The organism is Streptomyces sp. NPDC020917, from assembly GCF_044333795.1.
GTDB lineage: Bacteria > Actinomycetota > Actinomycetes > Streptomycetales > Streptomycetaceae > Actinacidiphila.
In genome coordinates, this window is record NZ_JBIRRR010000005.1 from 393,547 (window position 1) to 406,110 (window position 12,564).

A 12,564-nucleotide genomic window follows, 5' to 3' on the forward strand; every position below is an offset into this window, starting at 1 on the left:
GCTTCTCCGGCCGGGGCGGCGTGTGCCCTGCGGCACACGGGTGCCGGGCCCGGGTGCGCGACGACTCTTCAGGACAGGACGGTGGCCATGACAGACCGGGCGGAGGAGCCTGAGCAGCCGGAGCAGTCCGCACAGGAGCGCGGGCAGGGCCTCGGCCGGGAGCCGGACGCAGGCCGAGGCGGTCCGGGCGCGGGCGGCGCCCTGGTGGCGGCGGTCGCGGGCCGCACCCCGGTGGTCGATCCCGCCGCCTACGCGGCGCCGACCTCCGTGGTGCTCGGCGACGTCACGCTCGCCGCGGACGCGAGCGTCTGGTACCACGCGGTGCTGCGCGGCGACTGCGAGTCGATCAGAGTCGGGGCGGGCTCCAACATCCAGGACAACTGCACGGTGCACGCCGATCCCGGGTTCCCCGCGGTGATCGGCGCGGGCGTGTCCGTCGGCCACAACGCGGTGCTGCACGGGTGCGTCGTCGAGGACGGCGTCCTGGTGGGGATGGGGGCGACGGTGCTCAACGGCGCCCGGATCGGCGCCGGTTCCCTGGTGGCCGCGGCCGGCCTGGTGCCGCAGGGGATGACCGTGCCGCCGGGGTCGCTGGTCGCCGGGGTGCCGGCGAAGGTCCGCAGGCCGCTGACCGAGGAGGAGCAGGCGGCCCTCGCCCTCAATGCCGAGCATTATGTGGCGCTGGCCACACTCCACCGGGACGCGCTGGGCGGCTCCTGACGCAGGCTCCGGCCGGGGAACGGGGCGTGGTTCAGTCCACGGCCGGGGCGACGGCGACTTCCTGTGCGGCGGCCGCCTCCAGTTCGGCCTGCGCCTTCGCGGCACGCCGCTTGACGAACACCAGCGAGGCGATGCCGAAGAGCACCGCGATGGCGAGCCCGACGTACCCGAACCGCTTGAGCCACGGCTCGGCGACCACGCCGACGTAGTAGATGATCGCGGTGATGCCGCCGGCCCAGACGATGCCGCCGAGCGCGTTGGCGAGCAGGAACCTCGGGTAGGGCATGCGCAGCACGCCGGCCAGCGGTCCGGCGAAGATCCGCAGCAGCGCCACGAACCGGCCGAAGAACACCGCCCACACGCCCCAGCGCTGGAACGAGCGCTCGGCCGTGGCGATATGGCCTGGTGAGAAGTGCCTGGGGAAGCGGCGGCCCAGCCGTTCCAGTAGCGGTTTGCCGCCGCGGTGGCCTATGGAGTAGCCGATCGAGTCGCCGCCGACCGCGCCGATGATGGCGCTGATGCCGACGAGCCAGGGGTTGGCGTGCCCCTGGGAGGACAGCAGGGCCGCGGTCATCAGGACGATCTCGCCGGGCAGGGGGATGCCGAGGCTCTCCACGCCGACCACCAGTCCGACCATCAGGTAGACGGCGACCGGCGGGATGCCGTCGAGCCAGTCCTGGACGTGCACAGCCGGTCCCCTCCCCGCGACAACGATCAGGTGTGCGCAGTTCGCGCGCCCCGTCGAAGCCTAACCGACCCACCGGACAAACCACTCCCGGCGACGAGCGATCCGCCGGCCCCCGGCCACCGCACGTCCGGCCGGACGAACACCGCGCGCCCGGCCGGACGAACGCCGCGGGCGGGCGCACAGCGCACCCGCCCGCGGCCTGCGGGCGCCCAGCGTCCCCGACCGGCCACCGGGCGCCCAGCCACGAGGGGGCCCTCAGCTGTTGGGGCGGAGCGTCCAGACGATGGTCATGTGCGAGGTCTCGGCGCCGTCCTCACGGCGGACGGACACCTCCACGGGGAACTCCGGGCGCTGCCCGGCGTCCAGTTCGGCGACCACGTCGGCGGCCGGCCGGCCCAGCACGGCGGTGGCGGTCACCGGGCCCTTGGCGAGCTTGGTCCAGGCGAGTTCGCAGCGGACCGGCAGCGGCACCGCGCGGCCGAGCTGGTCGCCGAAGGCGCCGAGCACGACCGCGCCGCTCGCCGACTCGGCGAGGGTGAACATCGCGCCCGCGTGCGGGCCGCCCACATGGTTGCGGTACTCGGGCTGGTCGGGCAGCACGACCACGGCGCGCTCGGCGGTGGTCTCGGTGTAGTCGAGGTTGAGGGTGCGGGCCATCGGCACGGTGGCCGCCATCAGCTCGCCTATGGAGGGCATCGTCTCGGACATGGCTGGATGTTACCAGTCAGTAGCGGGATCCGGCATGGAACCGCGGGCCGCCCTCCCCTAGTGTTTCCAGCCATGTGGCCAGGAGACCAGCAGTCCGGGGGACAGCAGTACCCGCAGGGCGCACCGACACCCCCTCAGCAACCGCCAGGCGGATACGGGCAGCCGAATCCCTACGCCCAGCCCGCACCGACGCCCCCGCCCGCCCAGCCGCCGGGCTATCCGCAGCAGGGCGGCCAGCCTCCGGCCCCGCCGTCCGGCCAGCAGCCGCCGCCGTACGCGGCGCCCACGCAGCCGTACGGGACCCCGACGCCCTCGCCGTACGGCCAGCCCGGGTACCAGCAGCCAGGTTCGGGCTACCCCACGCCGCAGCAGTGGGGTCCCCCGGTTCCCGGAGGGCCGGACGCGCAGCCGCCGAAGAACCGCAACAACCTGACCATCGCGATAGCGGTCACGGCCGCGGTCGCGGTGATCGCCGCGGTGATCGTGGGCGCGGTGTACTTCACCGGCGGAGACAAGAAGAAGGACGCGCAGGACGACAAGTCCCCGACGGCGACCGCCACGGTCTCCACGTCGCCCACCCCGACGCCCACGCCGACCGACACCAGCGGCACCTCAAGTTCCGGGGGCAGCGACGACAACTCGCGCGGTGCGCCGGTGGACGTCAAGCCCGTGATCCCCGGGTGGAAGGTGGTCGAGCGCGACGAGCGCAACGTGCTGTTCGACGTCCCGCCGGACTGGAGCGTGGCCAGCCAGGGCATGACCATCGGCTTCGAGGACAAGAGCGGCAACCCCGCGGTGGCCATGAGCGCGCCCGCGTACTTCAAGCACGACTTCTGCAAGGCGGGCAACAGCACCTTCGACCGGGCCGCGGTGGGCACCAAGGGCGCCAACGGCGCCACCAGCGTGCGCAACGCCGCCGAGGTCCAGGCCAAGTCGTGGGCCTACTGGGCTTACCAGGACAACGGCAAGGGCACCTTCTCCAACGTCCTGGACAGCAAGGCGTTCCACAACTCCCACGGGATCAGCGGCTGGCAGGCGCGGGCGACGGCCACGAACATCCCCACGCCGACCAAGTGCTCGTCGCCGGGCGGTGAGGCGTTCACCGTCGCCTGGCTCGACCCGACGCAGTCCGACCCGACCAAGAAGCTCGTGGTGTGGGTGCTGTACGCCGACCGCGGGGTCTCCGACGCGCTGGCGCAGTCGACGATCGACAAGATCAAGAGCACCATCCGGCTGATCAAGACGCAGTGACGTAGGGCACCTGCGAAGGCGGCGGCCACGGCGTTCCGGACATCTCCGGGCGCGTGGCCGCCGCCTTCGCCCTAATCACGTTGCGGTACGGCCGCCGCTCCGGGACAGTGCCCCAATGGCCGGCGACGACTCCCCCACCGCACTCCCCCGCATGCCCTCGTGGGCGAACCGCAACTTCCAGTTGCTGGTCTCGGCGTCGTTCATCAGCGGCCTGGGCAACTCGGGCGCGACCATCGCCGCCGCGTACGCGGTGATCAACGACGGCGGCAGCGCGACCGACGTCGGCCTGGTGGCCGCCGCCCGCACGCTGGCCATGGTGGTCTTCCTGCTCGTCGGCGGGGCGATCGCGGACCGGGTGTCGCGGCAGCGCGTCATGGTCACCGCCAACACGGCCAACGCCCTGTCCCAGGGCCTGTTCGCGCTTCTCGTGCTGACCGGGCACCCGCCGCTGTGGCAGATGGCCGCGCTGACCGCGGTGGGCGGCACGGCGCAGGCGTTCTTCTCGCCCGCCTCGCAGGGCCTGGTGATGTCGACCGTCGAGCCGGCGCACGCCGGCAAGGCGTTCTCCGTCTTCCGGCTCGCGACGAACGGCGCCAACATCGGCGGCGCGGCGGTCGGCGGCGCGCTCATCGCCGCGCTCGGACCGGGCTGGGTGCTGGCGGTCGACGCGGCCGGCTTCGCGGTCGCGGCCGGCCTGCGCGCCCGGCTGTCGGTCAAGGAGGTCGCCCGCGCGGGCGGCAGCGGGATCGTGCGCGATCTGCGCGAGGGCTGGCGCGAGTTCGTCTCCCGGTCCTGGCTGTGGGGCATCGTCGTGCAGTTCTCCGTGGTCAACGCGATGACGAACGCCGGCGAGGCGGTGTACGGGCCGCTGGTCGCCCGCGACCACCTCGGCGGCGCGGGGCCGTGGGGTCTGGCGCTCGCCGCGGGCGGCGTCGGCACGGTCGCCGGCGGCGTGCTGATGATCCGCTGGAAGCCGCGGCGGATCCTGCTCACCGGCACCCTCGGCGTCTTCCCGCTGGCCCTGCCGCTGATCGGCCTCGCACTCGCGCTGCCCCTGTGGGCGCTGGTGCTCGCCATGCTCGGCGCGGGCGTGGCCATCGAGGTGTTCGGCGTCGGCTGGATGGTCGCGCTGCACCAGGAGATCCCGGAGGACAAGATGTCCCGGGTCTCGGCGTACGACTGGCTCGGCTCGATCGCCGTCATGCCGCTCGGCCTCGCGCTGGCCGGTCCCGCGGCCGCCGCCTTCGGGCGGACGCAGGCGCTGTGGGGTGCGGCGGCGCTCGTCGTGGCGCTGACCGGCGCCGTGCTGCTGCTGCCGGACGTGCGGCACCTGGAGCGCAGGGAGGGCGGGGCGCACACCGCCGCCTCCGGCGCGGACGACACCGCGCCGCGGGGGGCGGCGGAGCCGGTCACCCCACAGTGAAGGCGCCGTCCGGCGGTTCCGGTGACGGCACCGCCGCGGCGTCGTGCACCGGCCGGCGGACGAGGTCGTCCACGGCCGCGCCGGCCACGACCCGCGCCGGGAACGCGTCGCCGGCGCACAGCCGCGCCAGGGCGTCCAGCGGCAGCGGGCGGCGCGCCGCGGCCAGCACCGCGTTGCCGTAGCGCCGGCCGCGCAGCACGCCGGGTTCGGCGAGCAGGCACACATGCGCGTCCTGGCCGCCGAACGCCTCGCGCACGTTGGCCAGTTGGCCGCCGACGAAAGCGAAGGGCGCGGAGTCGGCCAAGTTGGCCACGTAGAGCCCGTCCGGGCGCAGGACCCGGGCCGCGTCGCGCGCGAACTCCACGGACGTCAGGTGCGCCGGCACCCGGGAGCCGCCGAAGACGTCGGCGACGACCAGGTCCGCGGTGGCGTCGCCCGCGGACGCCAGCCAGGTCCTGGCGTCGGCGGTGTGCACGGTGACGCCCGGGCCGGGCAGCGGCAGGTACTCGGCCACCAGCGCGGCCAGTTCCCGGTCGGCCTCCACGACCTGCTGCCGGGAGCCGGGCCGCTCGTGCGCGAGCCAGCGCGGCAGCATCATCCCTCCGCCGCCCAGATGGACCGCGTCCACCGGCCCGTCGGGGAAGGCACTCGCGATCGCGTAAGCGATACGCCGTGCGTACTCGAACTCCAGGTGCGCCGGATCGTCCAGGTCGACGTACGACTGGGGCGCGCCGTCCACGGTCAGCAGCCAGGCCCGCTCCCGGTCCACGTCCGGCAGCAGCCGCGCCTCCCCGAACGCCACATCCCGCCGCACGGGCACCGCTTCCGCTGCCCCGCGCTCCCGTTCCATCCCGCCATTCTCCCCCACCCCCGGCACCGGACGGACGTCCGCCCGCCGCGGCCCCGTACCTGCGTACGGGACCGCGACGGACCGGCGGGCGAGCGCGTCACCCGACGGCGGACACCGTCCCGGCGCCGACCGTGCGCCCGCCCTCGCGGATGGCGAAGCCGAGCCCGGGCTCCAGCGGCAGGGCCCGCCCGAGCTCGACGGTGATGTCCGCCGTGTCGCCGGGCAGGGCGATGCCGCCGGGACCGAGGTCCACGTCCCCGACCACGTCCGCGGTGCGGATGTAGAACTGCGGCCGGTACCCGGTGGACACCGGCGTGTGCCGTCCGCCCTCCGCCGCGGGGACGACGTAGACCCGCGCGGTGAAGCGGCGGTGCGGCGTCACGCTGCCCGGCGCGGCCAGCACGTCGCCGCGCCGCACCTGGCTGCGCTGCACACCGCGCAGCAGCAGCGCCACGTTGTCCCCGGCCTGGGCGGACTCCATCGGCTTGCCGAAGGTCTCCAGCCCGGTGACGACGCTGCCGATCACCTCGGCGTCCTCGCCGTGGAGTTCGACGCGGTCGCCCGGCCGCACCACGCCGCGCTCGACCGCGCCCGTCACGACCGTGCCGCGCCCGGTGATGCTGAGCACGTTCTCCACCGAGAGCAGGAACGGCGCGTCGGTGTACCGCTCGGGCATCGGCACGTAGGTGTCAACGGCGTCGAGCAGCGCCTCGATCGCCCGGATCCACCGCGGGTCGCCCTCCAGCGCGCGCAGCCCGGAGACCCGCACGACCGGCAGGGTGTCGCCGGCGAACCCGTGCGCGGACAGCAGGTCGCGCACCTCCAGCTCGACCAGGTCGGTCAGCTCGTCGTCGCCGGCGTCCGCCTTGTTGAGCGCGACGACGATGTGCCGGACGCCGACCTGACGGGCCAGCAGGACGTGCTCCGCGGTCTGCGGCATGACGCCGTCGAGCGCGGAGACGACCAGGATCGCGCCGTCCAGCTGGGCCGCGCCGGTGATCATGTTCTTCACGTAGTCGGCGTGACCGGGCATGTCGACGTGCGCGTAGTGCCGGGTGTCCGTCTCGTACTCGACGTGCGAGATGGTGATGGTGATGCCGCGGGCCGCCTCCTCCGGGGCCCGGTCGATGCGGTCGAACGGCACGAAGGTGCCGGTGCCGCGGTCGGCCAGGACCTTGGTGATGGCGGCGGTGAGCGTCGTCTTGCCGTGGTCGACGTGACCCATGGTGCCGATGTTCAGGTGCGGCTTGGTGCGGACGTATGCCTGCTTGGGCATCGGAAGTCTCTTCCTCGCGAACGGGAGTGGCGCGATGGCCGGGACCCCTGGCGGGACCGACCCTCCCCCTGCGGGGTCCGCCGGTCGGTCTGTCCGGGGAGGGTCAGCGTCGCGCGCCGTCGAAGAAGGCGTTCCGGGCGTTCTCGGCGATCCGGGCAGCCTTCGGCGCGACCGCTGCTGCGGTGGCGTCTGCGAGGAAGGCGAGCCGGAACATGCAGGGATCATGACTCCGGGCCGGGTCCGGCGTCCAACTGTTTTCCGCGGCACGCCCGTTGCGCCCGCCCGCAGGAGCACCCGGGCGCCGTGCCCTGACCGCGAGGCCGCGAGGGCGTACCCGGTCCCCTCAACGGGGGCGCCCGGCGCATCCGTGCGCGCTGTGTGCTTGTCGCCCTGACGTCATCTCATGGTGACCGGCTGGAATCAACGGCGTGCGAGAATTTGTTCCGCGAGTGAACTTAGAAGCTCGCACCTGTCCCCGTTCATGAAGGAACATCCATGCCCTTGGCCATCCTGGCCCTGGCGGTCAGCGCCTTCGGCATCGGCACCACCGAGTTCGTGATGATGGGCCTGCTGCCCGACGTCGCGCACAGCCTCGGTACGTCGGTGCCGACCGCCGGCTATCTCGTCTCCGCCTACGCGCTGGGCGTCGTGGTCGGCGCGCCGCTGCTCACCGGGCTCGGTGCCCGCGTCCCGCGCAAGCGGATGCTCCTGCTGCTGATGGCGCTGTTCACCCTCGGCAACCTCGGATCGGCCCTGGCGCCCGGCTACGTCACGCTGCTGCTCGGCCGTTTCCTCGCCGGGCTCCCGCACGGGGCGTTCTTCGGCGTCGGCGCGGTGGTGGCCGCGCGTCTCGTCGCCGAGGAGCGCAGGGCGCGGGCGGTCGCCGCGATGTTCCTCGGCCTGACCATCGCCAACATCGTCGGCGTCCCGGTGGCGACGGCGCTCGGCCAGCACCTGGGATGGCGGGCCACGTTCCTCGTGGTGTCCGTGGTCGGCCTGCTGGCGCTCGCCGCGCTGGCCGCCCTCATCCCGCACCTGCCGCCGGAGGAGCACACCGGGGTGGTCCACGAGCTGCGCGCCCTGCGCGAGCCGCAGGTGCTGCTCGGTCTGCTGACGGCGGTCTTCGGCTTCGCCGGGGTGTTCGCGGTCTACAGCTACCTGTCGTCGATGATGACCGAGGTCACCGGCTTCGCGGAGTCGTCCGTCACCCTGCTGCTGGCCCTGTTCGGCATCGGCATGACGCTCGGCGCGCTGGCCGCCGGCCCGCTCACCGACCGGGCGCTGCGGCCCACGCTGTACAGCTCGCTCGGCGCCCTCGCCGTGGTGCTGGTCGGCTTCCACTACGCCGCGCCGTCCAAGGTGGCGGCGCCGATCGCGGTCGTGGTCCTCGGAGCCGTCGGCTTCCTGACGACGACGCCGCTGCAGATGCTGGTGATGAACAAGGCCAGGCGGGCGCCCACGCTGGCCTCCGCCTCCAACCACTCCGCCTTCAACCTCGCGAACGCGGGCGGAGCGTGGCTCGGCGGCGCGGCCATCTCGGCGGGCTGGGGCTGGACGTCCCCCGCCCTTGTCGGCTCCGTCCTGGCCGTCGCGGGCCTGGCCATCGCCGTCACGGCGGGCGTCCTCGACCGCCGCGCCCCCCGCACGGCGTCCGCCGTCATCGCCACGAGCCGGCCCGTCAGCCGCGAGGGCGTCAGGGCCGAATAGCCCCTGCCCGGCACGGGGTTGCCGATGCGCCTCCGGCGCCGGGCTCGATGCCCGCCCCGCGCCCCGGCGTGCGTCCTCCCCGGGCCGAGGCCGTGGCAACGCGCACCCGCTCGGATAGGCTCGGCGCGTGCCGGTTGAGACGTCCTCGCTTGCGGCCGCCGCACGCCGGTGGGCCGGGCCGCTGCGCGCGGTGGGGTCGCCCTGGGGGCGGTTCGCCGTGCTGGTGCTGCTGCTCGCGGCGGGTATCGCGGGAGCGGTCCTGCTGGAGCCGCAGCGGCTGCTGACGCACGGCTGGCCGCCGGGGACCTCGGGGACGGCGGCCGTCGTGGTGTTCGCCGTCGCGTACGGGGTCGCCACCGTCGCCTTCGTGCCGCGCCCGCTGCTGAACGCCGCCGCAGGGGCGCTGTACGGGATCCACGCCGGGCTGCCGGCGGCGATCGCCGGCACGATGCTCGGGGCGGGCCTGGCCTTCGTGCTGGGGCGGTTCCTCGGGCGCGACGCGCTGCGGCCGCTGCTGCGCGGCCGGCTGGTGCTGTCCGCCGACCGCCAGCTCAGCCGGCACGGCTTCCGCAGCACCCTCGCGCTGCGGCTGTTCCCCGGCGTGCCGTTCGCCGCCGCGAACTACGCGGCGGCGATCTCCCGGGTCCGCCTGCTGCCCTTCCTCGCCGCGACCGGCGTCGGCTCGGCCGCGAACACCGCCGCGTACGTGGTGGCGGGCAGCCGCGCCGCCTCCCCGACGTCGCCGGTCTTCCTGCTGGCGGTCGGCTTCATCGGGGTGACGGGCGTGGCCGCCGCGGCGGTGGCGCGCCGCCGGCGGGGTGCCGGGGTCAGGCGTGCAGACCGTCGGGCCACTCCGCCAACGGGATCCGCTTGATCTCCAGGACCTCGCCGACGGTCCCCCACTCGTCCTTGCCCATGCGCGTCAGCGGTCGCAGCTGCCGCACGTCGGGGTGCTCGCCGTCCATGACGGCGTCGGACACCGCGGCATGGACCACGCGTCCGAAGACCACCGTGGAGTCGCCCAGCCGGACGGTGCTGTGCAGCTCGCACTCCAGCGCGACCGGGGAGGCGGCCACCCGCGGCGGCTTCACCCGCAGGCTCGGCTCGCGCGCGATGCCCACCGCGTCGAACTCGCTGACCCCGCGCGGGAAGTCCGTGGCGGTCGCGTTGATCTGCTCGAAGAGGTGCTCGGGCGCGAGGTTCACCACGAACTGACCGGACTCCTCCACGTTGCGCACCGAGTCCTTGCGCCCCACCGACGTGAACTGCACGACGGGCGGGCTCACGCAGGAGACGGTGAAGAAGCTGTGGGGGGCGAGATTGTCCGTGCCGGCGGCGGAGGTCGTGGAGACCCACGCGATCGGCCGCGGCACCACCGTGGCGGTGAGCAGCCGGTAGAAGGAGTTGCGGTCCATCTCGCTCGGATCGAAGTCGATGCGCATGGGGTCAGTATCCCCGCCCTCCCCTCGGCCCCTCACAGCGGATCGCTGTGGCGCCGAGCACAACCGCACCGCCGGCCTCCGTCCCGGCACCCGGCCCGCCGATCCGCTGATCCGCCGATCCGCACCCACCGCTCGGCGCCGGGACGACCCGGCTGACGAGTTGGACATGAAAGCGGCGGCTGACCGTCCGGCAGCAGCGGCAGATGGCCCGGGCCGTCAAGAACGCCCGCGAGATGGCCCTGCTCCCCTACACCGAACCCGTCGGCCGCTGAGCCGGCCGCCGCTCCGGAGGATCCCGACCATGGCCGTGCCCAAGCGCCGGATGTCCCGCAGCAACACCCGCCACCGTCGCGCCCGGTGGAAGGCGGGCACGCCCGACCTGGTGACCGTCACCGTCGACGGCCGCGCCCATCTCGTCCCCCACCACCTGAGGCGCGCCTGCGAGCGCGGGCTGCTGCGTCCCGACGGGTGAGCGACCGCCGCGGGCCGCCTCCACCTGCCGCCCCACTCGGCACCGGCTACCATATTTGCATGGAGACGCAAGTACCACAGTGGGACGAGGAACAGGCCGGCCGGTCGGTGGCGGTGCTCAAGGCCGTCGCCGATCCGTCGCGGTACCGGCTGCTGTGGGCGCTCTGCGAGCGGGAGCTGCCGGTCAGCCGACTGGCGGGGCTGATCGAGGCGCACGTCGCGGCCACCTCCCAGCACCTGGCGAAACTGCGCGCGGCCGGGCTGGTCACGTCGCGGCGGGAGGGCACCCGGATCTTCTACCGCGCCACCGGCCCGCAGGTGCGGGCGCTGCTGGAGAGCGCGCTGCTGGCGGCGGACGAGGCCGCCACCGCCGGGGACGGCGAGGTGGCCGAGGCGCCCGAGGCGGCGGCCGTACGGGAGCCGGGGGCCGCGGTCCGCAGGGCCGGCGTACGGCGCACGGCCGCCGGCCACTGAGGCCCCCGCGCCTGGCCCGTCGGTCCGGCGCTCCTGCCCCGCCCGGCCGGTGCCGGCCGTCCTGCCCGGGACCGCTCCGCCCGGCGCGCCGGCCGCCGCGGTCAGTCCCGCCCGGCCGCGAGCGGGGCCGGCAGCGCGGCGTCGTTCTCGTCGAGGTGGTACTCCTGCGGCTCCGCGTCGTAGGAGTACAGCTCGGCGTAGCGGCCCCAGTCGGTGGCCGTCTCCAGCTGGCGGGTGACCTGCTCGCCGGTGAAGTGGTGGGCGAGCAGGTCGCGGAAGAAGCCGGCGCGCAGGGTCCCGGCCGGGTTGGTCCGCAGGCTCCTGGTGATCAGCGTGACGAGCGGGGCCCGCGACACCGCCTCGGCGAAGATCCTCTTCGACTCCTGGACGTCGGCGCCGGCGAACGCGGTGCCGCTGCCGGTGAGGACCAGGTCGTCGGCGCTCAGGGTGGTGAAGCCGAGCAGGTCGAGGGCGTCGACCTGCGGCAGCAGATCGTCGACCTCCAGGCCGAGTTCGTCGGCGAGGTCGGCGAGGTCGCAGCGCCCGCCGCGGTGGAGCACCATCTCGGCGAGTCCTGACAGCCCGTCGACGCTGGCCCTGGGCAGCGGGGTGTTGGCCGGAGTGCGCTTCTCCAGTTCCACGGGCTCGTGCCTGCCGGGGACGCGCCCTTCCTTGTGGCGTCCGGTCATGGTCCGGTAGACGCGGTCGATCAGCTCGTCGAAGGCGGCGGAGTCCCGGTCGCGGGGCCGGTCCAGGCCCACGTCGAAGACCTCGCGGATGGTGCCGTAGGGGCGGGCGCCCAGCACGATGATCCGGTCGGCCATCAGCACCGCCTCCTCGATGTTGTGCGTGACCAGCACGATGGCGCGGGTCGGGAACTGCCCGGACTCCCACAGCTCCATCAGCTCGCCGCGCAGGTTCTCCGCGGTCAGCACGTCGAGGGCGGAGAACGGCTCGTCCATCATCAGCACGTCCGGCTCCACGACCAGAGCGCGCGCGAAGCCGACGCGCTGGCGCATGCCGCCGGAGAGCTCCTTGGGGTAGGCGGTCTCGAAGCCGTCCAGTCCGACGAGGTCGATCGCCTGCCGGGCGGCGTCGGCGCGTGCGGCAGCGGGCACCCCCTTGGCCTCCAGGCCGAGTTCGACGTTCTGCTGCACGGTCAGCCAGGGCAGCAGCGCGAACGTCTGGAAGACCATCGCGGTGCCGGGGTTGGCGCCGGTCAGCGGGGTGCCCTTGTAGGTGACGGTGCCGGAGCTGGCGGGCAGCAGGCCGGCCAGGCAGCGCAGCAGGGTGGACTTGCCGGAGCCGGACTTGCCGAGCAGCGCGACGACCTCGCCGGCCCGCACCTGCACGTCGATGCCGGACAGCACGGGCAGTTCGCCGTCGGCGCCCGCGTAGGACTTGGTCAGGCCGACGGTCTCCAGCAGCAGTTCCCCGTCGGCCGGCCCGGCGGGCCCGGCGGGCCCGGCGGCGAGGCCGGCCCGCGCCCGGCGGTCGGCGCGGACGTTGCGCAGGGTCTTCATCAGCACCATGGCGTGCTCCACAACACTCGGG

General features: G+C 74.2%; 13 protein-coding genes and 1 pseudogene. 8 read left to right on the forward strand and 6 right to left on the reverse strand.

All coding sequences use genetic code 11. The annotated features are described in order from the left end of the window. Nucleotides 1-201 precede the first annotated feature (201 nt). A complete protein-coding gene (locus ACH4TG_RS14040) occupies nucleotides 202-720 on the forward strand; it encodes a gamma carbonic anhydrase family protein (RefSeq protein ID WP_398242615.1) in 519 nt (172 codons plus the stop codon). 31 nt (nucleotides 721-751) lie between these two features. Here ACH4TG_RS14040 and ACH4TG_RS14045 read toward each other — a convergent pair whose 3' ends face one another. Continuing rightward, nucleotides 752-1,408 (reverse strand): DedA family protein, encoded by a 657-nt coding sequence (locus tag ACH4TG_RS14045; protein WP_398242471.1) that lies wholly within the window; start codon nucleotides 1,406-1,408, stop codon nucleotides 752-754. Nucleotides 1,409-1,663: 255 nt separating this feature from the next. Further along, nucleotides 1,664-2,116: a DUF4442 domain-containing protein gene (locus tag ACH4TG_RS14050; RefSeq protein WP_398242472.1), complete on the reverse strand. Its 453-nt coding sequence runs from the start codon at nucleotides 2,114-2,116 to the stop codon at nucleotides 1,664-1,666. Between the two features lie 72 nt (nucleotides 2,117-2,188). Between ACH4TG_RS14050 and ACH4TG_RS14055 the strand changes: the two genes are divergently transcribed. Further along, nucleotides 2,189-3,367 (forward strand): hypothetical protein, encoded by a 1,179-nt coding sequence (locus ACH4TG_RS14055; RefSeq protein ID WP_398242473.1) that lies wholly within the window; start codon nucleotides 2,189-2,191, stop codon nucleotides 3,365-3,367. A gap of 115 nt (nucleotides 3,368-3,482) precedes the next feature. Further along, a complete protein-coding gene (locus tag ACH4TG_RS14060) occupies nucleotides 3,483-4,790 on the forward strand; it encodes an MFS transporter (protein ID WP_398242474.1) in 1,308 nt (435 codons plus the stop codon). Here ACH4TG_RS14060 and ACH4TG_RS14065 read toward each other — a convergent pair. Continuing rightward, nucleotides 4,777-5,640, reverse strand: a complete 864-nt coding sequence (locus tag ACH4TG_RS14065) for a spermidine synthase (RefSeq protein WP_398242475.1) — start codon at nucleotides 5,638-5,640, stop codon at nucleotides 4,777-4,779. The genes ACH4TG_RS14060 and ACH4TG_RS14065 overlap by 14 nt on opposite strands. 97 nt (nucleotides 5,641-5,737) lie before the next feature. Beyond that, nucleotides 5,738-6,916 (reverse strand): elongation factor Tu, encoded by a 1,179-nt coding sequence (tuf, locus tag ACH4TG_RS14070; RefSeq protein ID WP_398242476.1) that lies wholly within the window; start codon nucleotides 6,914-6,916, stop codon nucleotides 5,738-5,740. Between the two features lie 495 nt (nucleotides 6,917-7,411). On the opposite strand from tuf, the gene ACH4TG_RS14075 reads away from it, so the two are divergent. Both ACH4TG_RS14075 and ACH4TG_RS14080 read left to right on the forward strand, forming a co-directional pair. Then, on the forward strand, nucleotides 7,412-8,623 hold the full coding sequence (locus ACH4TG_RS14075; RefSeq protein WP_398242477.1) for an MFS transporter: 1,212 nt from the start codon (nucleotides 7,412-7,414) through the stop codon (nucleotides 8,621-8,623). A gap of 127 nt (nucleotides 8,624-8,750) precedes the next feature. After that, on the forward strand, nucleotides 8,751-9,497 hold the full coding sequence (locus ACH4TG_RS14080; RefSeq protein ID WP_398242478.1) for a TVP38/TMEM64 family protein: 747 nt from the start codon (nucleotides 8,751-8,753) through the stop codon (nucleotides 9,495-9,497). On the opposite strand, the gene ACH4TG_RS14085 is transcribed toward ACH4TG_RS14080, so the two are convergent. Next, nucleotides 9,451-10,065, reverse strand: coding sequence for a flavin reductase family protein (locus ACH4TG_RS14085; RefSeq protein ID WP_398242479.1), 615 nt, complete (start codon nucleotides 10,063-10,065; stop codon nucleotides 9,451-9,453). The two genes, ACH4TG_RS14080 and ACH4TG_RS14085, sit on opposite strands and share 47 nt — an antisense overlap. A 176-nt stretch (nucleotides 10,066-10,241) precedes the next feature. Here ACH4TG_RS14085 and ACH4TG_RS14090 point away from each other — a divergent pair. The 3 genes and pseudogenes from ACH4TG_RS14090 to ACH4TG_RS14100 form a co-directional block, all read left to right on the forward strand. Then, nucleotides 10,242-10,337: pseudogene (locus tag ACH4TG_RS14090) on the forward strand (30S ribosomal protein S18); the annotation flags it as partial. A 29-nt stretch (nucleotides 10,338-10,366) separates the two neighbouring features. Further along, the gene (gene rpmF, locus ACH4TG_RS14095) at nucleotides 10,367-10,537 is read left to right on the forward strand and encodes a 50S ribosomal protein L32 (protein WP_398242480.1); all 171 of its coding nucleotides are present in this window, start codon (nucleotides 10,367-10,369) and stop codon (nucleotides 10,535-10,537) included. Between the two features lie 59 nt (nucleotides 10,538-10,596). Next, entirely contained in the window at nucleotides 10,597-11,010 is a 414-nt protein-coding gene (locus ACH4TG_RS14100; protein WP_398242481.1) for an ArsR/SmtB family transcription factor, read from the forward strand. Nucleotides 11,011-11,111: 101 nt separating this feature from the next. On the opposite strand, the gene ACH4TG_RS14105 is transcribed toward ACH4TG_RS14100, so the two are convergent. Then, a complete protein-coding gene (locus tag ACH4TG_RS14105) occupies nucleotides 11,112-12,539 on the reverse strand; it encodes a nitrate/sulfonate/bicarbonate ABC transporter ATP-binding protein (protein ID WP_398242616.1) in 1,428 nt (475 codons plus the stop codon). Nucleotides 12,540-12,564: the final 25 nt, after the last annotated feature.

Bases quoted from the DNA above. Each gene is read 5' to 3' on its own strand.
- ACH4TG_RS14050 (WP_398242472.1), bottom strand. From the start codon at position 2,116: ATGTCCGAGACGATGCCCTCCATAGGCGAGCTGATGGCGGCCACCGTG.
- ACH4TG_RS14055 (WP_398242473.1), top strand. From the start codon at position 2,189: ATGTGGCCAGGAGACCAGCAGTCCGGGGGACAGCAGTACCCGCAGGGC.
- ACH4TG_RS14060 (WP_398242474.1), top strand. From the start codon at position 3,483: ATGGCCGGCGACGACTCCCCCACCGCACTCCCCCGCATGCCCTCGTGG.
- ACH4TG_RS14065 (WP_398242475.1), bottom strand. From the start codon at position 5,640: ATGGAACGGGAGCGCGGGGCAGCGGAAGCGGTGCCCGTGCGGCGGGAT.
- tuf (WP_398242476.1), bottom strand. From the start codon at position 6,916: ATGCCCAAGCAGGCATACGTCCGCACCAAGCCGCACCTGAACATCGGC.
- ACH4TG_RS14075 (WP_398242477.1), top strand. From the start codon at position 7,412: ATGCCCTTGGCCATCCTGGCCCTGGCGGTCAGCGCCTTCGGCATCGGC.
- ACH4TG_RS14085 (WP_398242479.1), bottom strand. From the start codon at position 10,065: ATGCGCATCGACTTCGATCCGAGCGAGATGGACCGCAACTCCTTCTAC.
- rpmF (WP_398242480.1), top strand. From the start codon at position 10,367: ATGGCCGTGCCCAAGCGCCGGATGTCCCGCAGCAACACCCGCCACCGT.
- ACH4TG_RS14100 (WP_398242481.1), top strand. From the start codon at position 10,597: ATGGAGACGCAAGTACCACAGTGGGACGAGGAACAGGCCGGCCGGTCG.